The organism is Tenacibaculum holothuriorum, from assembly GCF_002120225.1.
Classification (GTDB): domain Bacteria; phylum Bacteroidota; class Bacteroidia; order Flavobacteriales; family Flavobacteriaceae; genus Polaribacter; species Polaribacter holothuriorum.
Genome location: NZ_LAPZ01000013.1, coordinates 46,213 through 72,169, shown reverse-complemented (window position 1 = coordinate 72,169; position 25,957 = coordinate 46,213). Strand labels below are relative to the sequence as shown.

Sequence of the window (25,957 nt, the reverse complement as noted above, 5' to 3'; positions counted from 1 at the left end):
GCTAATTACTAAAAGCAGTTTTATATTTCTTCTGCCAACACTAATGCTTTTTTTAATGCTGCTAATTTGTTATTAACTTCCTGTAACTCGTTCTCTTCTTTAGAATTGATAACTATTCCTGCTCCCGCTTGATAGTAAAGTATATTGTTTTTACTTACAAAAGAGCGAATAGCAATTGCCTGATTTACATTACCGTTCAATCCAATAAACCCTACACATCCTCCATAAAATCCACGAGTCTGATTTTCATATCTATCTATTAACTCCATGGCTTTGTATTTTGGTGCACCACTTAACGTTCCTGCGGGAAAAGTATCCCCTACAATTTCAATCGGATTTCCAGTAATCTCACCTATCACGGTAGATACCAAATGAATAACATGACTAAAGTACTGTACTTCTTTATAGGTTTCTACGGTTACATTAGTAGCATGCTTGCTCAAATCATTACGCGCCAAATCTACTAACATAACATGCTCTGCATTTTCTTTAGGGTCATTTGCTAGTTCTTTTGCTAACTCTCTGTCCTTTTCATCATCTCCTGTCCTTCTAAAAGTCCCTGCAATTGGATTGATGATAGCTTGCTTATCTTCTATTTTAATTTGTGCTTCTGGTGAAGATCCCATTAACTTAAAACTACCATAATCGAAATAAAACAAATACGGTGATGGGTTTATTGAACGTAAAGCTCTATAAACATTAAACTCATCTCCTTTAAATTTTTGTTGAAATTGACGAGACAACACCAATTGAAAAACATCTCCTCTTTTACAATGTTCTTTTGCCTTAGCTACATTTTCCTTAAACTCTGTATCGGTAACATTGGAGGTTTCTTCACCTTCAAAATGAAACTGATATTTCGCAAAGGATTGTGAGTTGACTAAATTTTCAATTTCAGATAATCTTGAAGTTTCTCCTTCTGGAATGTTTTCAATTAAAATTAATTCATTCTTAAAATGGTTAATCGCAACTATAAATCTAAAAAAACTGTATTGCAACATAGGAATTGCAGATGGTGCTTTTTGCGAATTGAATTGTATCGTTTCAAAATATTGAACCGCATCAAAAGTGGTATACCCATACAATCCATTAAATGATTTAATTTCATCAGAGCAATCAACTTTTATTAACTTGCTATATTTCTCAAACTTTTGATAAAAATCTCTTTCTATCTGTTCAGTTTCAAGAAGTTCTTTTTGATACGACACCGATATATTATTCTCTTCTGCTTTTATAGTAACCATTGGCTCTATACATAAAAAAGAATAACTATTTTCTTTACTATGATAATCTGAACTTTCCAACAATAAACTACTCGCATACTTATCGCGAGTACGTAAATACAAACTTACTGGAGTAATGGTATCTGCTAATTGTTGTTTAGAAATTGTTGTAAACTTTATTTTATTCATTCTTAAGTTTATTATAACAAAAAAGGCTTATCATGAGATAAGCCTTTTCGTTGTATTATAGATATAACAGTACGGTCTCACTAACGTAAGTTACGAGATTTCCACCACCAGTTATTTAATAATTGTTTCATCATTGAGCTACAAATGTATAAAGTGTTTTTGATTTTGCAAACTTTTTCTTTTGAATTATTTCTTCAAACTAAAAATCATTAAGTTATTTAACCAATTACACTACAAACACATTACAATTTACAATAAAAACAAATAAATTAGTTTGATTTTTAAATCAAAAACAAAAAATAAGTTAAAATTAAAACACAATAATCGGTTATTTGTAACAGAAATAAACAATTAGATAAGTATAGACTTTAAAATATAAAATTATGTGTGGAATTGTATGTGCATTTGACTTAAAACAAACTTCAGATAAGTTAAGACCTCAAATACTAGAAATGGCAAAAAAGATTCGTCATCGTGGTCCAGACTGGAGTGGTATTTATAGTGACGACAAAGCTATTATGGCTCATGAACGTTTAGCTATTGTAGATCCTGCTTCAGGACAACAACCTCTATTTAGTCATGATAAAAGATTTGTATTAGCTGCAAATGGAGAAATATACAATCACAAAGAAATTAGAGATAAATACGAAAGTTCGCATCCTTTTTTAACAAAATCAGATTGTGAAGTTATCATAGCTTTATACAAAGAAAAAGGAGTAGAATTTTTAGACGATTTAAACGGTATCTTCGGTTTTGCAATATATGATGCAAAAACAGATGAATATTTAATTGCTCGAGATCATATGGGAATTATTCCTTTATATATGGGATGGGATAAATTCGGAACATTCTATGTTGCTTCAGAATTAAAAGCCTTAGAAGGTCACTGTAATAAAATAGAAGTATTTCCTCCAGGTCACTATTATACTCGTGAAGATGGATTACAAAAATGGTATCAGAGAGATTGGATGGAATATGAAGCTGTGAAAGAGAATCAAACTTCAATAGATGAAATTAAAGATGCATTAGAAGCTGCTGTTCATAGACAATTAATGAGTGATGTTCCTTATGGAGTATTATTATCGGGTGGTTTAGATTCTTCTATTACATCGGCAATTGCAAAAAAATATGCAGCAAAACGTGTAGAATCAGATGATAAAGACGAAGCCTGGTACCCTCAACTTCATTCTTTTTCTATTGGTTTAGAAGGTTCTCCAGATTTAGCTGCAGCAAAAAAAGTATCAGATCATATTGGTACAATTCATCATGAAATAACATTTACAATACAAGAAGGGTTAGATGCAATTCGTGATGTAATTTACAACTTAGAAACCTACGACATCACAACGGTACGTGCTTCTACACCTATGTATTTAATGGCACGTGTTATTAAGTCAATGGGAATTAAGATGGTGTTATCGGGAGAAGGAGCAGATGAAATATTTGGAGGGTACCTTTATTTCCACAAAGCTCCTAATGCAGAGGAATTCCACAAAGAAACCGTTCGTAAATTAGATAAATTGTACCAATATGATTGTTTAAGAGCTAACAAAAGTTTAATGGCTTGGGGAATTGAAGGAAGAGTTCCTTTCTTAGACAAAGAGTTTATGGATGTAGCAATGCGTATTAACCCAGAAGACAAAATGATTAACGGTGAACGTATGGAGAAATGGGTATTACGTAAAGCTTTTGAAAGCTATTTACCAAAAGAAGTAGCTTGGAGACAAAAAGAACAATTCTCAGACGGTGTTGGTTATAGTTGGATTGATACTTTAAAAGAATTAGTTGAGAAAGAAGTTAGTGATGAAATGATGACTAATGCGGCTCACCGTTTCCCGATTCAAACACCAAGAGCTAAAGAAGAGTATTATTACCGCTCTATTTTCGAAGAGCATTTCCCAAGTGAAACTGCTGCGTTAACTGTACCTTCAGTTCCATCAATTGCATGTAGCACACCTACAGCTTTAGCATGGGACGCTAGTTTCCAAAACCAAAACGAACCTAGTGGTAGAGCTATTAAAATGGTACATGAAGATGCTTATTAAGAATATTTTTAGTTATTTCTAAATATTAGTTGTGTTAAAAAATCTCGCTTTTGCGAGGTTTTTTGTTTAATAAAACGCTAAACAAATACATTTTAACATTTCCTTTTGTTAATCAATTATTAAAAAGAACCCTATGAACTAATTTTAACAAAAGTTGGATTATTTTTAATACTAACCTTATTCTTTTGAATCTAATTTTGAGCAACTAAGAACAACTAATCACCTCATTTTATTAACCACTAAACTCAGTATTATGAAAAATTTAGTAATTGGTTTTCTTTTTTTAGGTCTAACCAGCCTTAGCTTCTCTCAAAACGGAGGTAATCAAAATATTACTTTAGAAGCAGTAACTATTAAGCCCTTAAACTTAACCTATTTAAAAAAAGTCCATACAAAAGAAACCCCCGAAGTTGCTCTTGCTCTAGAAAATGAAGCCGCTCGCTATGACATTACAGAAGACCCTATTTTTGACAAAGAATTTGAAGCCTATGAAGTTGTTTTTAGAGCAAAAACTGAAGGAGGAAGTACAGGTAGAATAACTGCAACTTATGACTCTGATGGCAAAATACTTAAATCAGTAGAGAGATATAAAAACATTTTACTTCCCAAAAAACTTATTAACTTACTTTATAAAAAATATCCTGGATGGAGAATTCATAAAGATGTTTACTTAGTAAATTACAGAGACAATAAAGAAACTAGAAAGGTTTTTAGAGTACAAATTAGAAAAGATGGTAAAAGGAAAAACCTAAAACTTGATTATAACGGATTTGTTGATTAATAAATCATTTTCCAATTAAAAAAATAGCTGTTTGGTTATACTAAACGGCTATTTTACACAAAAACAGTAAAAACAAGAGTTTTCCCTATTAACAAGCTCTTAACATCTATTCAAAAATCAAATTATTAAATTTAGAGGTGTCTGTTTATTTAGTTCAACATATAACCAATAACTCAACAACAGCTAATCAAATCTTATCATTTTACTTTACCCTTCAAAACAAGTATTATAGTAAGTGTATTAATTGCTGGGTAGATTCAAATAAGAATAGTGTCTTCTTTCTCCTTAAGGCACTTAACAAAAAAACAATTAAAAAACTCTATCATTCTTCTTTAAATATTACCCCATACAAAGTAACCTTAGTCAATAATAATCTAGCTTACGCACTTATAAACAGTCAAAGAAAAAACACTAATACTATAAATCATAAGAATGAAAACATTACTGTTATTATAAAAAAACAAAATAATCTTATACCTGAGTTTAATAACGATATCTACTCTATAATAAAGAATCGAATTATATGCTATAACGCTCAAGTTTTAGTGGAAGAGAAAAAATATATGCTTCTAGATTTTCCTTCATTAAAAAATGCCGAAAACTTTTTAAACTCTATTTACTTCCAAATAAACGAGGAAGATTTAATCAAAAAAAATCATTTAATAACTGTAATAGTAAAAAAAGCTAAAAACGATTGCAAGAGTTTACTAAAACTAATACCATTCATTCATGATAATAAACCAATTTATCTTTCCCAAAAACAAGAAAAATTTTTACAACTCCTATTTATAACACTAGAAAAATCATATGATAATACTGATTTAAACTTAACGCAACTTTGCAAAATGATGATGATGAGTAAGACCAAACTCTATAGAAACTGTAAAGCATACACTGGCAAATCTTTAAATGAATTATTAAAAAACTTTAGGCTTAATAAAGCTTTGAAAAAAATAAAAGAAAATAATAACAGTATTTCTCAAATATCTATCGAAACTGGTTTTAGTAGCAACTCCTATTTTTCAAATTGCTTCAAGAAAAAATTTGGAGTTTCTCCAAGCACACTACTTAAAACGAACGGAATAATGCTTAAAAATTAAATACCATATTATTTTTCAAGTTGAATAAATCCTTTTTAAGCTACTTTACCTCACTCTTTACTTATCAATCATTAAAATAGAAAACACTTTCTCATTTAAACACGTTTTTAAGCGATTTAAGACATTTTTACAAAATCAATAATTGTTGATAATTTTATAATTACTTTGCTTAAAAACTTTATTTTAAGGTTAAAAAATCGTAAATTTGTAAGACAACAAAAGTCGCTTTCGAGCGATTTTTTTATGAAATGATTTTAATTTAATTCACTTTTTATGAGCGAAGAAAAAAAACATAATTATTCCGCCGATAGTATTCAGGCACTAGAAGGAATGGAGCACGTACGTATGCGTCCTTCCATGTATATTGGTGATGTTGGTGTTCGTGGTTTACACCACTTAGTGTATGAGGTTGTAGATAACTCGATTGATGAAGCTTTAGCAGGTCATTGTGATGTTATTTCGGTAGACATTAATGAAAATAACTCTATTACCGTTCGTGATAACGGACGTGGTATCCCTGTAGGTTTACACAAAAAAGAAGGAGTTTCTGCTCTTGAAGTAGTAATGACTAAGATTGGTGCTGGTGGTAAATTCGACAAAGATTCTTATAAAGTTTCTGGAGGGTTACACGGTGTTGGTGTTTCTTGTGTGAATGCACTTTCAGATCACTTAATAGCTACTGTACATAGAGACGGAAAAATTTGGCAACAAGAATACGAAAGAGGTAAAACTTTATATCCTGTAAAAACAGTTGGAGAAACTGATATTACTGGTACTGAAGTTACTTTTTTACCAGATACTTCTATCTTTCAACAAACTACAGAATATAACTACGATACTTTAGCTACTCGTATGCGTGAATTGGCATACTTAAATAAAGGTATTACAGTTACATTAACTGATAAAAGGAATAAAGACGACGAAGGAAACTTCATTTCTGAAACTTTCCATTCAACTGAAGGACTATCAGAATTCGTTAAATACTTAGATTCTACTCGTGAGCAGTTAACTGCTGGAGTAATTTCTATGGAAGGTGAGAAAAACGGAATTCCTGTTGAAGTTGCCATGGTATATAACACGTCATATGCTGAAAACTTACATTCGTATGTAAACAATATCAATACACACGAAGGAGGTACACACCTATCTGGTTTTCGTAGAGGATTAACCCATACTTTAAAGAAATATGCTGACGAGTCTGGATTATTAAAAAACGTTAAGTTCGATATTTCAGGTGATGATTTCCGTGAAGGATTAACAGCAATCGTTTCGGTAAAAGTTGCAGAACCACAATTCGAAGGACAAACAAAAACTAAATTAGGAAACCGTGAAGTAACCTCAGCAGTATCACAAGCAGTTGCTGAAATGCTTACAGATTACTTAGAGGAAAATCCTAATGATGCTAAGACGATTGTTCAAAAGGTAATTTTAGCAGCACAAGCACGTCACGCAGCTCGTAAAGCTCGTGAAATGGTACAACGTAAAACTGTCATGAGTATTGGTGGTTTACCTGGTAAATTATCAGACTGTTCTGAGACTGATCCAGCAGCTTGTGAAATATTCTTAGTCGAGGGAGACTCGGCAGGTGGAACTGCAAAACAAGGTCGTGATCGTAACTTCCAAGCTATTCTTCCTTTAAGAGGTAAAATCTTAAACGTTGAAAAAGCAATGCAGCACAAAGTTTTTGAAAACGAAGAAATCAAAAACATGTTTACCGCATTAGGTGTTACTATTGGTACCGAAGAAGATCCAAGAGCCTTAAACTTATCAAAATTACGTTACCATAAGGTAGTTATTATGTGTGATGCCGATGTAGATGGGTCTCACATTGCAACACTAATCTTAACATTCTTCTTCCGTTATATGAAAGAAATGGTAGAACAAGGATATGTTTATATTGCTACTCCTCCTTTGTATTTAGTTAAAAAAGGACAAAAGCGTGAGTATGCTTGGGATGATAACCAACGTGATTTAATTGCTCAAAAAATGGGTGGCTCAGTAACTATACAACGTTATAAGGGTCTTGGAGAGATGAACGCAGAACAGTTATGGGACACAACTATGAACCCTGAATTCAGAACATTACGTCAAGTAACTATTGATAATGGTACTGAAGCAGATAGAGTATTCTCTATGTTAATGGGAGATGAAGTTCCTCCTCGTAGAGAGTTCATTGAAAAGAATGCTAAATACGCAAATATTGATGCATAACTTAATTTTTACTTCATAAAAAATCACTACCTAAAAGTAGTGATTTTTTAGTTTTTACACCCTAAAAGCACATTATATTACTTTCATTTACATATCTTTACTTAAAGAAAACTTACTATTAAATTATGAAAAAAATTACACTACTAGCTGCTACTTTTTTTGCTTTTTCAACTAGTATGAAAGCACAAGATGGTTTTGAACAAGCTTTATTAGGTACAACCCAAGATGCAGGAAAATTAGTTCAAGGTTATTTTAATCCAGGTATAGAAGGATTGATTAATAGTATGAATAACGGTTGGTATCATACAGCTAAAGTTCACAAAAAATTTGGATTCGATTTATCTATTGCTTTAAATGGGGCTTTTATTCCTTCATCAAAAGAAACATTTAACATTCAAGAGACTTTAGGGCCTAACTCTTCAATTACTTCAAACTCCACCATTGCCTCTACTTTTGCAGGCCCAGACACACCTACAACTTTTACTGTTACAAGGCAATTAAATGTTCCTGGTGCAGGAACACAAACTGTTACTGCTAATTTTGAATTACCAGGTGGTATTACTGATGATTTACCTATTAAAGCCGTACCTGCTCCAGCAGTACAATTAACTTTAGGACTCCCGTTTAAAATGGAAGTAATGGGACGTTTTTTTCCTGAAACAAAAATTGGAGATGATGGTGGTAAAATTAGCATGTATGGTATTGGTTTAAAGAAAGAAATTACAAGCTGGTTCGGACCTTTGGATAAAACTCCATTACATGTATCATTATTAGCTGCTTACACTTCTCTAGATTTAAGCTATGGTTTAGGATCTACTACTTCTGGAGCTTTACAAGTTCAAGATGGAGCTGCAGAATTTGGTTTATCCGCTTTTACAATTCAAGCAATTGCCTCTTTAAACTTTCCAATTATTAACTTTTATGGTGGTGTAGGTTTTAATACTGGTAGTGCAGATTTAAAGATGACTGGTAATTACACAGGTACTTATCAATACACTCCAGCTGGCGGGGGAACATCTATTCCAGTAACTGAAAACTTATCCCCCCCAAGTTTGAGTTTTAACTCTAGTGGGCTTAAAGCTACAATAGGAACAAGATTAAGCTTAGGCTTCTTTAAAATTTTTGCTGATTATTCTTTACAAGAATATAACACTGTAAATGCTGGTATCGCTTTTAGTTTTAGATAAAACATATTTTATAAATAACAAATAATAAGCACGTTGAAATTCAGCGTGCTTTTGTTTTTTTATCCTTAGGCAAATCGCTATTTTTGTGCATCTTAAAATTAATCATCACAATTAAAATATAATAAAATGAAAGTAACAGTTGTAGGAGCAGGTGCTGTAGGTGCAAGTTGTGCAGAGTACATTGCTATTAAAAACTTCGCTTCTGAAGTAGTATTAGTAGACATTAAAGAAGGTTTTGCAGAAGGTAAAGCAATGGATTTAATGCAAACCGCTTCTTTAAACGGATTTGATACTAAAATCGTAGGAACTACTGGAGATTATAGCAAAACTGCAGGATCTGATATTTGTGTTATTACTTCTGGTATTGCTCGTAAACCTGGTATGTCTCGTGACGAATTATTAGGCATTAATGCAGGAATCGTAAAGTCTGTTTCTGCTAGCTTAATTGAGCATTCTCCAAACACAATTATCATCGTGGTATCTAACCCAATGGATACTATGACATACTTAGTTCACAAAGCAACTGGTTTACCTAAGAATAGAATTATTGGTATGGGTGGAGCTTTAGATTCCGCTCGTTTCAAATACAGATTAGCAGAAGCTTTAGAAGCTCCAATTTCTGATGTAGACGGAATGGTTATCGGTGGACACTCTGATAAAGGAATGGTTCCTTTAACTCGTTTAGCTACTCGTAACTCTGTACCAGTTTCTGAATTCTTATCAGAAGAAAGATTAGAACAAGTGAAGCAAGATACTAAAGTTGGTGGAGCTACTTTAACTGGTTTATTAGGAACTTCTGCTTGGTATGCTCCAGGTGCTGCTGTTTCAGGATTAGTCCAAGCTATTGCTTGTGACCAAAAGAAAATTTACCCATGTTCTGCTTTATTAGAAGGAGAATACGGATTAAACGATTTATGTATCGGTGTACCAGTAGTATTAGGTAAAAATGGTATCGAAAAGATTGTTGAAATTAACTTAAGCGAAGATGAAAAAACTCAATTAACTTCATCTGCTGAAGCTGTTAAGAAAAATAACGAATCGTTATCTTTCTAAGTTTCCTTAACAAATAATTCACAAAAAGGCTGAAAAACTTAGTTTTTCAGCCTTTTTTATGTAAAATAGTGTTAAATAGTTTATAGAATGTAAGATTTCGAGAAATCATACGTCTATATATATGAAGAAACATAGTAGAGTTTCTTTTTCATAGTTTTTCATAGCAATTTTCCCACTTCATCTTTGAAGTGGGTTTTCTTTTTTATCTTCGTTTTAAATCCTTGTTTTTTTGAAGAGAATAATTCTTTCTGTAACTAATGATTTAACAAACGACCAACGAGTAGAAAAAGTTTGTAATACACTTTTACAACAAAACTATACTATTCTTTTAGTTGGTCGTTTATTAAAAAATAGCCCCCCTATTCAAAGAGAATATGAAACAAAAAGATTTCGACTTTTTTTCAACAAAGGAATTTTATTTTATGTGGAATATAACATTAGGCTATTCTTCTTTTTACTTTTCTCAAAAAAAGACATTGTATTAGCTAATGATTTAGACACTTTATTACCCAACTACTTAATCAGTAAACTCCAAAAAACTCCTCTTGTTTTTGATAGTCATGAACTATTTTCTGAAATACCAGAATTAGTAAACAAACCTTTCAAAAAAAGAGTTTGGAAGTCTTTAGAAAATTATATAATTCCAAAATTAAAAAACACGTACACTGTTTGTAATAGTATTGCAAAACATTATGACTCATTGTACCACACAAACTTTAGAGTACTACGAAATGTACCTCATCAAAAAAGGGGAATTGTAAAATCTGATATTACATCAATTACAAAAGGAAAGAAAATAATTCTATATCAAGGTGCGGTAAACATTGGTCGTGGTATTGAATTAATGATGGAGACAGTTAAACTTTTAGACGATTATATTTTATTAATCGTTGGAAGCGGAGATATCATCAAAACTTTACAAGAAAAAACGATGATTGAAAACCTACAAAACAAAGTGGTGTTTTTAGGTAAAATTACTCCTAACGAATTGCAAAAAATAACACCAAACGCAACCGTAGGTTTAAGCTTGGAAGAAGATTTAGGTCTTAACTATAGATACGCTTTACCTAACAAACTCTTTGATTATATTCAAGCAGAAGTGCCTGTAATTACTTCGAACTTGCCTGAGATGAAGCAAATTGTTACTAAATATAATGTTGGAGAGATTTTAACAGAAAGAACTCCAGAAAAGCTATCTTCATTAATAGAAAAAGTAGCCAATACAGATTATTCTAAAAACTTAGAAAAAGCTAAATCAGAATTGATTTGGAAAAATGAAGAAAAGGTTTTAATTGATATTTTTAAAAACCTTGTGTAAATATCCTAATCGAAACAAGTTAAAGAAAAACAACGACGAATGTTGAGTTGCAAACTTCTCAAACTGTTTTGTAAACAACGATAAAAAACTTCTCAAACCAAACTTCTTTAATCGCTTATACATTTTTAATAAACCAATATTTCCTGTTAGGTTTTTATCTTTATTTTCCAACGAAACCAAATTAACAATGGCTTGCTTTGTTTTATTTACAAAAGATTGGTTGGTGTCAATTCCTAAATGAAATACTTCGTTTTGTATCTGATGAATTTCTATTCCTTTATGCTCTAATTCTCTTCCAAAAACTACATCTTCATATCCGTATTTTGTAAAATTTTCATCAAACTGAATAGAAGAAAACAATTTCTTTTCAATTAAAAAATTCGCTGTAAAAAAATACTTAGACGGATTCTTTTCTCGTATCTCTAAACTTACTTGCTCATATTTCTTTCCATATTTCCAACGAAGTAATTTAGTAGAAGTTTCATTTTTATAAGCAATTCCTCCAACTATTACTTTGTTAGAATCAGAAATTCTTTTTGCATAATCATCAACAAAGTTTTTATGAGTAGGAATTACATCAGCATCTAAAAAAAGTAAGTATTTATATTTTGCTTTCGAAGCTAATAAATTTCTGATAGCACTTCTACCAATATTTTCTTCTAATTCAACAAAAGAACAGTTTCCTAAGGTATTAATTTTCTCGTTTTCAGAATTCAATTCCGATTGAGAAGCATCATCAACAACTAAAATTTCAAATGGAATGTTTGTACTATTAAATTGAGATTGTAACTCAGCAACAAGCGAATAGGCATTCCAATTATATGTTGGAATTAAAACAGAAATCATTACACGGCTTGTTGTACAACTTCAAACAACTCTCCTCCTTCACATTTAATGGTTTTTTGTTTGAACTTAACAATTAACTGATAATCGTGAGTTGCCATTAAAATTGTTTTTCCGCTTTGGTGAATTTCATTCAATAATTCCATTACCTCTAATGACGTTTTCGGATCTAAATTCCCTGTAGGCTCATCAGCAAGAATTAATTCAGGATCGTTCAATAAAGCTCTAGCTATAGCTACACGTTGCTGTTCTCCTCCTGAAAGTTCAAAGGTTTTCTTGTAGTACTTTTCCTTCATCCCCACTTTATCTAAAACTTCATGAATTTTATTTTTCATGTCGTTTTTATTCTTCCAACCTGTTGCTTTTAAAACAAACTCTAAGTTTTCGAAGACATTTCTATCGTTAAGCAATTTAAAATCTTGAAAAACAATTCCCAATTTTCTTCTTAAATACGGAATTTCTTTCTCTTTCATCTTCTTTAAATCGAATCCAACTATAGAACCTAAACCACGTTGCAAACGCAAATCTCCGTACAATGTTTTTAACAAACTACTTTTTCCACTACCTGTTTTACCAATTAGGTAATAAAAGTCTCCTTTTTCTAAAGTGAAGTTAACCTTTTTTAAAACCAAAGTATCTCTTTGATAAATATCAGCATTTTCAAGGTGTAAAACAGATTGACTCATAAATAAAATAGTTTTTACAAAGCTAAAATTTTATTACGAATTTATACAACATTTCTTACTTTTGGCATTAAAGTCCCCAACAATTTAAAAAAATAAACGTTATAGTTTGTAGCTAAATAAAAAACATGCATATGATTCAGCTAAAACAGCACCTAATTTTCTTTTTATTTTTCTCTTTAACCCTTTCTTTATCAGCACAACAATCTGTTATAAACACAACTACAATTGCTGATTTTGAAAACGCAAAACGCTTATACAACAACAAAGCCTACGCTGCTGCCCAACAACTTTTTGCTAAAGTTTCTAAAGAAAATAAACAGTATAAAAATGTTAAAGTTGATGCAGATTATTACGATGCTATTTGTGCGATTAAACTGAATCAAGAAAATGCAAATAATAAGGTGTTAGATTTTGCTAAGAACTATCCGTACAACAATAAAAAAGATCGCATATTTTTAAAAGTTGGTAATCATTATTTTGCAAACAGAAAAGCGGCACATTCTTTACGTTGGTACAAAAAAGTAAATGACAAACTATTAACCCAAGACGAAAAGAATGAGTTAAATTATAAAATGGGATATGCTTTATTGGCTTCAAATTATTTAAAAGATGCTAAAGCAAAATTTCAAACATTATTAGGAAATCCTGTCTATGGTAACGATGCTCGTTACTACTACGGATATGTTGCTTACAAACAAGAAAACTTTGGTGAGGCTGAAGATAATTTGAGTCAGTTAGCAGATGATGCAACTTATCAAGCAAAAGCAAATTATTACATTTTAGACATTAGTTTTAAAGCTGGAAGATTTGATAAATCGGTTCAAATTGGAGAAAAATTATTAGCGACTACCAAAGACAAAAAAGAAAGATCTGAAATATCAAAAATCATTGGTGAAAGTTATTTCAATCTTAAAAAATATAAAGAAGCAATTCCGTATTTAAAAGCATATAAAGGTAAACGAGGGAGATGGACGAATACCGATTATTACTACTTAGGATATGCGTACTATAAGCAAAATGATTACGAAAATGCTGTAAATTACTTCAATAAAATTATTGGTTCAACAAATAAAGTCGCTCAAAACGCATACTATCATTTAGGAGAATGTTATTTAAAACTTGATAAAAAATTAGAAGCCTTAAACGCTTTTAAAAATGCAAGTGAAATGGATTTTGATGCTAAAATCTCAGAAAACGCAGCATTACATTATGCTAAATTAAGTTATGAAGAAGGGAACCCGTATAAAAGTGTTCCTGAAGTTTTACAAGCTTTTTTACAAAAATATCCTACGTCACCGAACAAAAAAGAAGTTAGCGATTTATTAATTACTTCTTACTTACACCAAGGAGATTATCAAGGAGCTTTAGAGTATTTAAATGCTAACAAAACTCCAGAAAATGAAGATATAAATAATGAAGTTTCTTTGTATAGAGGAATTCAATTATTTAACGAGCAAAAACTTGAAGAAGCTGTACCTTATTTTTTCACTGCAACTAAAGCTAACGATGAAAAAGTGAGCAATAAAGCTACTTTTTGGTTAGCGGAAACCAACTATTTATTAGGAAAATATGACGATGCTTTGTCTTCTTTCTTATTAATTACGAACAAAGATTTTCCTGAAGCAAAAACATTAGATTATCAAATTGCCTACAGCTATTTTAAACAGAAAAAATACGATCTAGCTGCTAATCACTTTCAAAAATTCTTAGACAGTAAGATTGATAATGTTGACTTAAACGATGATGCTGCCAACAGGTTAGGAGATTCATACTATGCAACAAAACAATACGACAAAGCCATAAAAGCCTTTGATAAAGTAATTCAAGAAGGTGGTGTTGGCTCTGATTATGCCACTTATCAAACTGCAATGAGTTATGGATTAGCAGGTAACAATGATGAAAAAATCAAACAATTAAACGAGTTAATTAACAACTTCGAAACCTCTCAATTAAACGACGATGCACTTTTTCAATTAGCAACAACATATACTGCAAAAGGAAACTCACAAAAAGCCCAAAGCACATATAATAAACTTCTAACGACTCATAAAAAGAGTAGTTATATTCCGAATGTATTATTACGCCAAGGGTTATTGTATTATAATAATGATAATAGTGAAAAAGCTTTATCAAAATACAAAGAAGTGGTTAGTAAATTTCCTAACTCCAACGAAGCTAAACAGGCGGTTACCAATGTTAAAAACGTGTATATCGATTTAGGTCGTGTAGATGAATATGCCACCTGGGTAAAAGGAGTAAAGTTTGTAAATGTTTCTGATGCCGAATTAGACAATGCAACGTATGAGTCTGCCGAAAATCAGTTCTTAGAAAACAACACCCAAAAAGCCATTACTGGTTTCAATAAATATCTAAAAGCTTTTCCAAACGGATTAAACGCTTTAAAAGCTAATTTCTATTTAGCGCAATCGTATTACAACAACAAACAATATGCAGAGGCTATTCCTCATTATAAATTTGTTGTAAGTCAAGAAAAAAATGAGTTTAGTGAAGAATCGCTTTCTAAACTTGCCAAATTATATCTCGAAAAAGAAGATTGGACAAATGGTATTGCAATTCTTGAGCAATTAGAAACGGAAGCAAATTATCCTCAAAACATCATTTTTGCTCAAAGTAATTTAATGAAAGGATATTATGATAAAGAAGCATACACTAAAGCTGTAGAATATGCCGAAAAAGTATTAGCAAATGCAAAAGTAGACAATACCATTGCAGAGGACGCTAGAGTTATTTTAGCTCGATCTGCAATTAAAACAAAAGACTTTACTACTGCAGAAGATTACTATATGGAAATTAGTAAAAAAGCTACAGGTGAAGTAAAAGCCGAAAGCTTGTACTACAATGCTATGTTTGCTCACGAAAACGAGCTTTACGAAGATTCAAACAAAACAATTCAAAACCTTATTGCCAATTATTCAAACTATAAATATTGGGGAGTTAAGAGTTATATAATAATGGCGAAGAACTTTTATGCTTTAAAAGACGCATACCAAGCCACTTATATTTTAGAAAATATCATTAAAAACTTTACTCAGTTTAAAGACATTATTGAAGAAGCTAAAAATGAACTTCGAACTATAAAGAATAAAGAAGCTAAAACCAACGAATCGATTAACAACTCTCAAAACTAACCTAACGAACACTGGTTTTAATTTAAGATTTTACTACATGAAAAAGTTTATAACATCACTTTTAATACTTTTTACTGCATTTGTAAATGCACAAGAAAAAAATCCAACAAAAAAAGCAAACGACAGTATAAAAACTGAAGTTGTTAATGTTGTTACTTCTTACGTACCAAAAGTTACCGATGCTTTTAAAATTAAGCAAAAGCCACAAGTAACACATACCAAACAAACTAAAAAGAAAGAACTAGAATATAGTATTTTCTCGGTTCCTGTAGCATCTACATTTATTCCTAAAAGTGGAACAATGAAAAAGATCGATTTAGGAAAAAGAGAACGTCTTTTTGCTAATTATTTATCAATTGGTTTTGGTAATAACGTAGCACCTTCTTTCGAAACATTTATCCGTCAAAGTGAATATTACAATAGTGAATTAGGAGCTTATGCTAAGTTTAACTTATCGATAGATCCTGTTGCAAACACACAACTTAGCAGTACTTTTTACAATGCTAAATTAAATCTATTCTACAAACAAACCGATCGTTATTTTGATTGGAAAATAGGATTAAACATTGATAGAGATAAATACAATTGGTACGGACTCCCAACCAATATTACCTATTCAAACATAGCTATTGACGCTATTGAAGAAGCACAAACCTATGGTTTTTACAACGTAACTGGTCAAATTAATTTTGAAGAGTCATATATAAACGAAGGAAATATTTCTATCGGATTTTTTGCTGATGCTTTAGAAAGCAGTGAATTTTCTGCTGATGCTAACGTACAATTTACATTTCCTTTAGATGGAATACACAGAGATTTAAATGACTTACACTTAAATACTGCGATTAATTTTGTGGGAGGTAAATTTGTACAAGCTTATGAAAATACTGACGAAATCAAACATCGTTTTTTAACATTAGGAGCACATCCAACCTATTCTTTTTTGGCGAAAAATTTCTTGGTAAAATTAGGAGCTAAAGCGTATTTTTCATTAGACCTGCAAAATAGTGTAAATCAATTTTTCATCTATCCAGATGTAGAAGTTTCCTATCCAGTAGTAAAAGATTTTGCTAATGTTTTTGTTGGTGCTACTGGTGATTTAACTACCAACAGTTACCGTAGTTTAGCTAAAGAAAATCCTTTTGTTTCTCCTACGCTAAATGTAGTACAAACAAATCAAAAACATGCAGCATTTGGTGGTATTCGTGGTAAATTAAGCCAACAACTTAGCTATAATGTAAAAGCAAGTTATAGCGATACTGAAGATAATCCGTTTTATTCTTTAAACTATTCAAAATCTGATGGGAACTCAGTGTCTAATGGTGGTTTCACATTCTTTGGTTACGAATTCGGAAACTCGTTTAGAGTACTTTACGACGATATGAAAACCATTTCAGTATTTGGAGAAGTTGAATACGACTTTGACAAAAATACTGTCTTAGGAGCCAATTTCGAATTCAATAAATATACATTAACCAATCAACAACATCCTTGGAATTTACCAGAAGTAAAAGCAGAAGTTTTTGGAACATATAAAGCTAAAAAGTGGTATGCTGGCGGAAATTTATTTTTCGTTGGGTCTAGGAAAGGAGTTCAATATGTGGGTAATGCTCCTGCTCCGTTCAATGTTGTTAGCTTAAAAAGTTATGTTGACCTAAACTTAAACGGAGGCTATAATTTTAGTGATTCTTTTTCTGCATATCTTAATTTAAACAATGTGTTAAACAACAACTATCAACGTTTTACGAATTTTAATGTACAAGGTTTTCAAGCGATGGCAGGTTTAACTTGGAAGTTTGATTCTCTTTTCTAAAGTTAACAGAAAAGTCTTACATTCGAAGAATGTTTGTCTTAGTATCTAATTATATTACAGCCATAGTTTGTTTGGTTACTGCCTTTGTAATTCAACGAATTTATGTAAAAGAAAAAAATAGAAGTACCAATATTAAATCGGTACAAGGAATTCAGTGGTTTTCTTTAGCTATTTTTTCTTGGGGATTAGGCGCTTTTTTAAACATTGTGTTAATATCTATTTTTGGTTTCGATAACCAGCATAAAATTATTGTTAGCTTAGGAGTTTTATTCTCATTACTAAACTCTTTGTTTATTCTAATGTCAATTCCTTCCATAAAACATTATGAAAAAAGGAATTTAGTAATTCGAATTATAGAACGATTTTCTAACAAAGAAGTCTTTATGATTTTCGGTGGAATCCTACTCATGATTGCCTCTGTATTCTTAATATCGTTTTATGGCGGAAATCAAGAAAACTCAAGCAACAATGTTATTTGGCTGATAGATATTCCTATTTCTCTCGTAGTGGCTTTTGCTCTTCTACAAGAATTAAACAAAGCATTTAAAAATAGAGGAATGCAATTTATGTATCTTCCAACATTTATACTTTTTGTTTTAATCATTATTGCAGTTACACATCGAATTTTTCCTACCGAAAATGTACAAAATTGGATGAACCTCAACTCATGGAATACATTAGGAATAGTTACAGCACTTTCATTTAAATTTTTGTTCATCTTGTTATTTACCATCTTATTATATAGCTGGAAATTATTGGCGGAAAAAGAAGAACAACAATCTGAATTCGTCAAAATAAAAGAACGAAAAAATAAGCTAGAAAAAGATAAAGAAACTCTATTAATAGCGAACGAAAGTCATTTAGACACTATTAAACACCTCAAATCTGAAATTCAACAGCAAAAAAAGAAATATAAAAAGCTAAAAAAATCATCAAAAGTTGAATTATCAGATCGACAAAAAGAAGTTTTAGCCAACTTAGGTGTTTGTGGTACTAAAAAATCTTATACTGAAATTGCAGAAGCAATGAACATTAGTGTAGACGGATTTCAAGCACACATTTATCAAATTAAAAAAGCATTAAATGTTTCTGGTTCTGGTGGAAAAGAGCAATTAATCACCTATGCTGTAAATAATGATTTATTACAGTTTGCAACGATAAAATGTGATTAAAACTACATACTTAATCATATACTTAAGCACTAAAAACTAAAAAAACACCACTACGTAACCTTTCATTTAAAACTGATTGTAAGCAATTTAGCAACCATCAATTTTAATTTCCAAATAATGAAACGGTTTATCTCATTCTTCATCATTTTCTTGTCTTTTTCAATAAATGCGCAAGAAAATCAACAAACACTAGATCAAAAAATCAATCAATCATTTCACAATGCTACCAGTTGGTTTACCGATACTATTTTATATCAAATTCCAATTACTGAAAACATTTCAATTCCTTGGGTTCTTATTATTCTTGTGGGTGGAGCAACCTATTTTTCTATCTATTTCAAAGGAATAAATTTTAGCGGATTTACAACTGCTATCAATGTAGTTCGAGGTAAATATGATAGTGTAGACAAACCTGAAAATAAAAGTGATATTCCTGAAACTATTAAGGTGGAAGGAGACGGAGAAGTTTCACACTTTCAAGCTTTAACTGCTGCACTCTCTGCTACTGTTGGATTAGGAAATATTGCTGGAGTTGCCATTGCTTTATCCATTGGAGGAGCTGGTGCTACTTTTTGGATGATTGTCGTTGGACTCTTAGGAATGGCTTCTAAATTTGTAGAATGTACTTTAGGAGTTAAATACCGAGAAATTGAAACAGACGGAACCGTTTTTGGCGGACCTATGTATTATTTAAAAAACGGTCTAAAAGAAATTGGATATAGTAAAATAGGAAAAGGACTTTCTATTCTATTTGCCATCATGTGTGTTGGGGGTTCTTTTGGAGGAGGAAATATGTTTCAAGTAAACCAAGCTTTTAAATTGTTTGAATATGTAACTGGAGGTGAACAGAGTTTTATCTATGGAAAAGGATGGTTATTTGGTTTAGTCATGGCAATTTTTGCAGGAATTGTAATTATTGGCGGTATTAAGAAAATAGCCAAAGTAACCGATAAAGTTGTACCTGTAATGGTTGTGGTTTACATTCTTGCGGTAGTTACTATTTTAGTAATGAATTATACTCAAATACCATATGCAATAAACGAAATTATACAAGGTGCATTTAATCCGACAGGAATTGCAGGCGGAATTATAGGGGTGATGATTCAAGGATTTCGTAGAGGAGCATTTTCTAATGAGGCGGGTATCGGCTCTTCATCAATTGCCCATGCTGCTGTAAAAACGAACTATGCAGCAAGTGAAGGTTTAGTTGCTTTATTGGAACCATTTATTGATACAGTAATTGTTTGTACCATGACAGCCTTAGCCTTAATTATTACTGGACAAATAACAGCTGGTAACGAAGTATCTTTTGAACAAGGCGCTATTTTAACCTCAAAAGCTTTAGAAAGCGGTATTTCTTGGTTTCCTTATGTACTTACAGTTGCAGTAATTTTATTTGCCTTTTCTTCAATGATTTCTTGGTCTTATTATGGTTACCAAGCGTGGTCTTATCTCTTCGGAAGAGAAAAAAGAACAGGAAATATTTATAAAATCATCTTTTGCATTTTCACTGTTATAGGAGCTGCAGCTACATTAAACGCTGTTATCGATTTTTCAGACGCAATGGTTTTTTCTATGATGGTTCCTAATATGATTGGGCTTATTCTACTTGCTCCTAAGGTCATTAAAGAATTAAAAAGATATAAAACAGCTATTCATAAAAATTCTTAATTCTATTTTGTAGTTTTATAACTTACCTATAAGTAGAAATTCAATGGAGGATAACAATAAAATAATAGACTTAGTTACTTATAACTTATGGGCCAATAAACGTATCATTACTTGGCTTGAATCAAATGATCAAGAATTAATTACTAAAGATTGTCAATCAAGTTTCTCAAGTATCTTAAAAACGGTCAAACACATATTAGATGGCCAAATACTATATTATTCTATTCTAAATCAGTCTCCTTATAACGAATCATCAGAAAATTCAGTTCAAGATAAGTATAGACAACTAATAGAGCAATCAATTGCTTTTCTTGAATATGTGAAAAAGCAAAAAAACTTTAACGAATCTAGATTAGTAAAAACTAAATTTTTAAGCGGTGAATTTCCACAATTTGAATTAATTAAACATTGCATGAATCATAGCACTTTTCATCGTGGTCAAATAATTACAATCGGCCATCAATTAAAATTAACAAAAGCACCTTCAACAGATATGTTATTTTACTTTATTGAACGAAATAAACATTAACTACAAAATCTTAATTCTATTTTGTAGTTTTATGTCCTAATAAATTTCTGAAATGAAAAAAACACTTGCACTTATAGCTTTTAGTTTTCTTGCTTTTTCTTGTAAAACAGAATCAAAAGAAACTACAAAAAGCTCAATTTCAACTACTGAATTCAAAAAAGATTCAACCCAAATAAAACATATTTTCAACGCCGCTTTAACCGAAGGTAAATCCTATGAATGGTTACGAGATTTAACACAAAATATTGGTAGTAGGTTATCTGGTTCAGAAGGTGCTGCCAAATCAGTTATCTGGGGAGAGCAACTAATGAAAGAAGTTGGACTAGATTCTGTTTGGCTACAACCAGTAATGGTTCCGCATTGGGTACGTGGAGAAAAAGAAGTTGCAAATTATGAGTTTAACGGAGAAAAAATCAATGTTCCTATCTGTGCTTTAGGAGGTTCTATCGCAACTCCTAAAGAAGGTATTACAGCAGAACTTATTGAAGTAAAAAGCTTAAATGAAGCTAAAAAACTAGGAGAGAAAGCAAAAGGTAAAATTGTATTCTTCAACGGTGCTTTCGACAACACATTAATCAACACTTTTAAAGCCTATGGAGGTTGTGTAGGACAACGTTATGGAGGTGCTGCAACAGTAGGTAAATTTGGTGCTAAAGCTGTAATTGTTCGTTCTATGACTAATGGAATTGACGATTATCCGCACACAGGATCTATGGGTTATGGAGAAATTCCGAAATCAGAATATATCCCAACAGCGGCAATTAGTTCAAGAGCAGCAGAAAATTTAAGCAAGCATTTAAAAGAGAATCCAAACTTAAAATTCTATTTCAAACAAAATTGTAAAAACTTACCTGACGCTCCTTCTCATAACGTAGTTGGGGAAATAAAAGGAAGTGAATATCCAAATAAAATTATGGTAATTGGAGGTCATTTAGATTCTTGGGATTTAGGTGAGGGAGCACATGACGATGGTACTGGAATTGTACAATCACTAGAAGTAGCTTATTTATTAAAAAAGAATAATATTCAACCTAAAAACACCATCCGTATTGTATTTTTTATGAATGAAGAAAACGGATTAAGAGGAGCTACAGAATACGCTCGTTTAGCAAAAGAAAATGGAGAGTTACATATTGGAGCCTTAGAATCGGATGCTGGCGGACATACTCCAAGAGGTTTTTCAATTGATGCAAATGAAAAGAACAGAAAACTTTTACAAAGTTGGAAAAAATTGTTAGCGCCTTATGGCTTACATGACATTACAGCTGGAGGTAGTGGTGCAGACATAGGTCCTTTAAAAGATGAACATGTAACCTTAGTAGGATATCGACCAGATTCACAACGATATTTTGATTACCATCATGCTGCAACCGATACTTTTGATAAAGTAAACAAAAGAGAGTTAGAATTAGGAAGTGCCTCAATGGCTAGTATTGTGTATTTAATGGATAAATACCTTTACAACAACGAAACTTTAAAGCCTTAAATTCACTTTTTAATAATCATTGATTAAACTAATCGTCTTTTAATAATTTAAAACATGCAACCTTACACAAAAAAAGCAATAAAAGCAGGTGTTTTTTCGGCAATAGGATATGGAACCTTTACAGCTGCATTAACATATTATGACAACGGTAATTTTGAAATATGGAAACTACTTTTTAAAATTATTTTTTTTGGAATTTTTATGGGGCTTTATTTTAATTACAGCTTTAGAAAACAATTTGAAAAAAATCTAAACAACAATTAAAATTACATCTACATAATAGTAAAACATTATAAATGAAATACATCTTACTAATATTAAAAATACTATTAGCAATCTTTTTAATATATGGAGGTTTTAATCACTTTAATAATCCAGAATTTTACAACGGATTTATTCCTAATTTCTTACCAAAATTAGCTGTAAACTATATTTCTGGAATTATAGAAATTCTCTTAGGAATTGGTTTATTTATAAAAGGATATGAGAAAAAATCTGCTTACGGTATTTTCTTATTAATGATAGCTTTTATGCCTATTCATATTTGGGATGCCTTTAAAGAGATTCCTGCTATTGGGTCAAAAACCGCAGCATATATTAGAATAATTGTTCAATTATTATTCATTGGTTGGACATTAGTTATTTATAAAAATGAATCAAAATAAATATGAAAAAAACTATATTCCTCCTACTCTTTTCAGTTGCTTTAATCTCTTGTAAACAACAAGAAAAAGCCGACCTTATTGTTATTAATGCCAATGCATATACCGTAAACGACAACTTTGACAAAGCAGAAAGTTTTGCTATTAAAGACGGTAAATTTATTGCTGTTGGCACCAATAAAGAAATCCAAAACAAATACACCACTTTAAAAACGATAGATGCCCAAAATAATGCTGTATACCCAGGATTTATTGATGGACATTGTCATTTTTATGGATTAGGATTACAACAACAAAAAGTAAACTTGGTAGGTACTAAAAGTTATGATGATGTATTACAGCGTTTGGTGGCTTTTCAAAAAGAAAAAAACACCACTTTTATAACAGGACGCGGATGGGATCAAAATGATTGGGAAGTAAAAGAATTCCCTACAAAAGAAAAACTAGACAGTGTTTTCCCTAACACACCTGTAGCTATTCGTAGAATAGACGGACACGCGATACTTGTAAATCAAAAAGCAATTGATTTAGCAGGAATTTCTACGGAATCAAAAATTGATGGTGGAGAATTTATTCAAAAAGATGGTAAACTAACAGGGGTTTTAATTGACAATGCAATGAACTTCATCAAAATACCTAAACCATCTAAAAGAGAACAAATTCAGGCATTAAAAGATGCTCAGAAAATATGTTTTGATTTAGGGTTAACTACGGTTGATGATGCTGGTTTAGACAAACAAGTTATTGAGTTAGTAGATAGCCTACAACAAACAGGAGATTTAAAAATGCGTATTTATGCTATGATTTCCAACAATAAAGAAAATCTTGATTATTATTTAAACAAAGGAGTTGTTAAAACAGATCGTTTGCATGTACGCTCTGTAAAAGTATATTCAGATGGAGCTTTAGGTTCACGTGGGGCTACCTTAAAAGATGAATATTCCGACAAAAAAGGACACTTTGGAGCCTTAGTGAATTCATATGAAGATTTACAAAACTTAGCACAACGAATTGCAAATTCAGAATATCAAATGAATACACATGCCATAGGTGATTCAGCAAATTATGTAATGTTAAAAACATATGACGAGGTCTTAAAAAACAAAAAAGACCGTCGTTGGAGAATAGAACATGCACAAGTCGTAGATTTAAAAGACTTTCATTTCTTTAAAAATGTATTACCATCTATACAACCAACACATGCTACTTCCGATATGTATTGGGCAGAAGAACGTGTTGGAGCTGAAAGAATCAAAGGAGCCTATGCTTATAACGATTTACTTAAACAATATGGTAAAGTCGCTTTAGGAACAGATTTTCCAATTGAACATGTGAGTCCGCTTTACACCTTTTATGCAGCAAGTATCCGTAAAGATTTAAAAGGATATCCAGAAAACGGTTATCAAATGAATAATGCTTTATCTAGAGAGAATACCTTAAAAGGAATGACTATTTGGAATGCCTATGCTAATTTTGAAGAAGCTGAAAAAGGAAGTATTGAAATTGGAAAAGTAGCTGATTTTATCATTTTAGAAAATGATATCATGACTGTTGATGAAAAAAAGATTCCACACACAAAAGTTTTAGAAACCTATGTTAATGGAGAAAAAGTTAACTAAATAAATGCATCTTTTTTGTTTTTTAAATGTCTGATTGTAAAAAATCATGACACAACAATTACGAAAGCAAGCATTTAAAGAACAACTAACATTGGGTAAAGTGGCACTTAAAAACAAACGTTTTAAAGTGTCATTTTATCATTTTGAAAACGCTCATATTTTAGGACAAAAACATTGGTATAGACATACAATTTCTCATTACTGGATGCTCTTGCATGGAATTCAATCAAAAAATATTAAAGAAACCCTAGGACAATTTACTCGTATTCTAGCTTCAATCATTTTTACAAACATCTGGGTACCAAAAGGAAATACTGGTGGTGTTAACATCTCTCCTATCAAATCGATTCCTATTAGAAAAGAACTTCAAAAATATTTTTTAAATTAAATGCATCTTTTTAAAGATTACAAAGTCTATTATATGAAACTTTAAAAAAGAATAATATGAAATATAAAAATCAATGTACTTGCAACTGTGAAGGATGTAAAAATGGAAACTGTAACAGTTGTACTTGTGAAAACTGCACATGCAACAACTGCAATTGCTAATAAATTAATTTGTTAACTATCGATTCGATTCATTTTCGAATTGAAAAAGAAAATGTATCGAAGCACTTATGTTTCGATACATTTTTAAAACCACTCAATAAAACATTTTTTGTAAATTTATAATATGACTACACATGAAGTTTGGACAAAATATGCCGATGATATCAAGTACTTTATCTTAAGTAAAGTAAAAGATAAAGATGTTACCGAAGATCTATTACAAGACACTTTTATAAAAGTACATACGAAGCTTCATACTCTTAAAGATATTACCAAACTAAAACCTTGGATTTTTACCATTGCTCGAAATTCTATTATGGATTATTTCAAAAGCACCAATCAAACCTTTGAATTAGCAAATTTCGAGACAGAAACTAAAATAGAAGAGTATAAACACACGGAAAAAGATTGTTTACGAGGTATTTTAGAAAGTCTTCCTAAAAAATATAGAGACCCTTTGTTTCTATCGGACATTAAAGGTTTAAAACAACAAGAGGTTGCCCAACAACTCAATCAAAGCTTACCAACTACAAAATCTCAAATACAACGTGCTCGCAAACTAATTGCCAAAGGATTTATGGATTGTTGTGGATTTGTATTAAACGAACAAGGAAAACTGGTAGGTGAAATTCAAGATAAAGACGATTGTAAAGTTTGTAATTAATTCTTTT

Annotated in this window: 21 protein-coding genes; 18 read left to right on the top strand and 3 right to left on the bottom strand. The window is 31.2% G+C overall.

Annotation, left to right across the window (positions count from 1 at the left end; genetic code table 11):
• Nucleotides 1-20: 20 nt before the first annotated feature.
• The gene (locus WH52_RS12460; RefSeq protein WP_086031289.1) at nt 21-1,412 is read right to left on the bottom strand and encodes an anthranilate synthase component I family protein; all 1,392 of its coding nucleotides are present in this window, start codon (nt 1,410-1,412) and stop codon (nt 21-23) included.
• 383 nt (nt 1,413-1,795) lie between these two features.
• On the opposite strand from WH52_RS12460, the gene asnB reads away from it, so the two are divergent.
• The 7 genes from asnB to WH52_RS12425 all read left to right on the top strand — a co-directional run bounded on the left by asnB (nt 1,796) and on the right by WH52_RS12425 (nt 11,107).
• A complete protein-coding gene (gene asnB, locus WH52_RS12455) occupies nt 1,796-3,457 on the top strand; it encodes an asparagine synthase B (RefSeq protein ID WP_086031288.1) in 1,662 nt (553 codons plus the stop codon).
• 253 nt (nt 3,458-3,710) lie between these two features.
• Nucleotides 3,711-4,238 carry a hypothetical protein gene (locus tag WH52_RS12450; RefSeq protein ID WP_086031287.1) on the top strand — a complete coding sequence of 176 codons (528 nt, stop codon included), beginning with the start codon at nt 3,711-3,713 and terminating at the stop codon, nt 4,236-4,238.
• A 137-nt stretch (nt 4,239-4,375) separates the two neighbouring features.
• A complete protein-coding gene (locus WH52_RS12445) occupies nt 4,376-5,338 on the top strand; it encodes a helix-turn-helix domain-containing protein (RefSeq protein ID WP_086031286.1) in 963 nt (320 codons plus the stop codon).
• A 273-nt stretch (nt 5,339-5,611) separates the two neighbouring features.
• A complete protein-coding gene (gene gyrB, locus WH52_RS12440) occupies nt 5,612-7,549 on the top strand; it encodes a DNA topoisomerase (ATP-hydrolyzing) subunit B (RefSeq protein ID WP_086031285.1) in 1,938 nt (645 codons plus the stop codon).
• 125 nt (nt 7,550-7,674) lie between these two features.
• Nucleotides 7,675-8,736: a DUF6588 family protein gene (locus tag WH52_RS12435; protein WP_086031284.1), complete on the top strand. Its 1,062-nt coding sequence runs from the start codon at nt 7,675-7,677 to the stop codon at nt 8,734-8,736.
• Nucleotides 8,737-8,862: 126 nt separating this feature from the next.
• The gene (gene mdh, locus WH52_RS12430) at nt 8,863-9,789 is read left to right on the top strand and encodes a malate dehydrogenase (RefSeq protein ID WP_086031283.1); all 927 of its coding nucleotides are present in this window, start codon (nt 8,863-8,865) and stop codon (nt 9,787-9,789) included.
• Between the two features lie 229 nt (nt 9,790-10,018).
• Entirely contained in the window at nt 10,019-11,107 is a 1,089-nt protein-coding gene (locus WH52_RS12425; RefSeq protein ID WP_158091377.1) for a glycosyltransferase, read from the top strand.
• Here the strand turns inward: WH52_RS12425 and WH52_RS12420 are convergent.
• Together WH52_RS12420 and WH52_RS12415 are read right to left on the bottom strand one after the other, a co-directional pair.
• Complete coding sequence (locus tag WH52_RS12420) at nt 11,078-11,953, bottom strand: glycosyltransferase family 2 protein (RefSeq protein ID WP_086031281.1); 876 nt, start codon at nt 11,951-11,953, stop codon at nt 11,078-11,080. The two genes, WH52_RS12425 and WH52_RS12420, sit on opposite strands and share 30 nt — an antisense overlap.
• The gene (locus WH52_RS12415) at nt 11,953-12,636 is read right to left on the bottom strand and encodes a cell division ATP-binding protein FtsE (protein ID WP_086031280.1); all 684 of its coding nucleotides are present in this window, start codon (nt 12,634-12,636) and stop codon (nt 11,953-11,955) included. Before WH52_RS12415 ends, WH52_RS12420 begins: the two co-directional genes overlap by 1 nt.
• A 131-nt stretch (nt 12,637-12,767) precedes the next feature.
• Between WH52_RS12415 and WH52_RS12410 the strand changes: the two genes are divergently transcribed.
• From WH52_RS12410 to WH52_RS12360, 11 genes are all read left to right on the top strand, one after another.
• Nucleotides 12,768-15,785 carry a tetratricopeptide repeat protein gene (locus WH52_RS12410; protein WP_086031279.1) on the top strand — a complete coding sequence of 1,006 codons (3,018 nt, stop codon included), beginning with the start codon at nt 12,768-12,770 and terminating at the stop codon, nt 15,783-15,785.
• Nucleotides 15,786-15,822: 37 nt separating this feature from the next.
• Nucleotides 15,823-17,598 carry a TonB-dependent receptor gene (locus WH52_RS12405; RefSeq protein ID WP_086031278.1) on the top strand — a complete coding sequence of 592 codons (1,776 nt, stop codon included), beginning with the start codon at nt 15,823-15,825 and terminating at the stop codon, nt 17,596-17,598.
• A 29-nt stretch (nt 17,599-17,627) separates the two neighbouring features.
• Entirely contained in the window at nt 17,628-18,770 is a 1,143-nt protein-coding gene (locus WH52_RS12400) for a helix-turn-helix transcriptional regulator (protein ID WP_086031277.1), read from the top strand.
• 117 nt (nt 18,771-18,887) lie between these two features.
• Nucleotides 18,888-20,441, top strand: a complete 1,554-nt coding sequence (locus tag WH52_RS12395; RefSeq protein ID WP_086031276.1) for an alanine/glycine:cation symporter family protein — start codon at nt 18,888-18,890, stop codon at nt 20,439-20,441.
• A gap of 43 nt (nt 20,442-20,484) precedes the next feature.
• The gene (locus tag WH52_RS12390; protein ID WP_086031275.1) at nt 20,485-20,970 is read left to right on the top strand and encodes a DinB family protein; all 486 of its coding nucleotides are present in this window, start codon (nt 20,485-20,487) and stop codon (nt 20,968-20,970) included.
• Between the two features lie 52 nt (nt 20,971-21,022).
• The gene (locus tag WH52_RS12385; protein ID WP_086031274.1) at nt 21,023-22,456 is read left to right on the top strand and encodes a M20/M25/M40 family metallo-hydrolase; all 1,434 of its coding nucleotides are present in this window, start codon (nt 21,023-21,025) and stop codon (nt 22,454-22,456) included.
• A 54-nt stretch (nt 22,457-22,510) separates the two neighbouring features.
• Nucleotides 22,511-22,720, top strand: coding sequence for a hypothetical protein (locus tag WH52_RS12380; RefSeq protein ID WP_086031273.1), 210 nt, complete (start codon nt 22,511-22,513; stop codon nt 22,718-22,720).
• 32 nt (nt 22,721-22,752) lie between these two features.
• Nucleotides 22,753-23,121 carry a DoxX family protein gene (locus WH52_RS12375; RefSeq protein WP_086031272.1) on the top strand — a complete coding sequence of 123 codons (369 nt, stop codon included), beginning with the start codon at nt 22,753-22,755 and terminating at the stop codon, nt 23,119-23,121.
• Nucleotides 23,122-23,123: 2 nt separating this feature from the next.
• Complete coding sequence (locus WH52_RS12370; RefSeq protein ID WP_086031271.1) at nt 23,124-24,737, top strand: amidohydrolase; 1,614 nt, start codon at nt 23,124-23,126, stop codon at nt 24,735-24,737.
• A 46-nt stretch (nt 24,738-24,783) separates the two neighbouring features.
• Nucleotides 24,784-25,125 (top strand): DUF3703 domain-containing protein, encoded by a 342-nt coding sequence (locus WH52_RS12365; protein WP_086031270.1) that lies wholly within the window; start codon nt 24,784-24,786, stop codon nt 25,123-25,125.
• Nucleotides 25,126-25,410: 285 nt separating this feature from the next.
• Entirely contained in the window at nt 25,411-25,950 is a 540-nt protein-coding gene (locus tag WH52_RS12360; RefSeq protein ID WP_086031269.1) for a sigma-70 family RNA polymerase sigma factor, read from the top strand.
• Nucleotides 25,951-25,957: the final 7 nt, after the last annotated feature.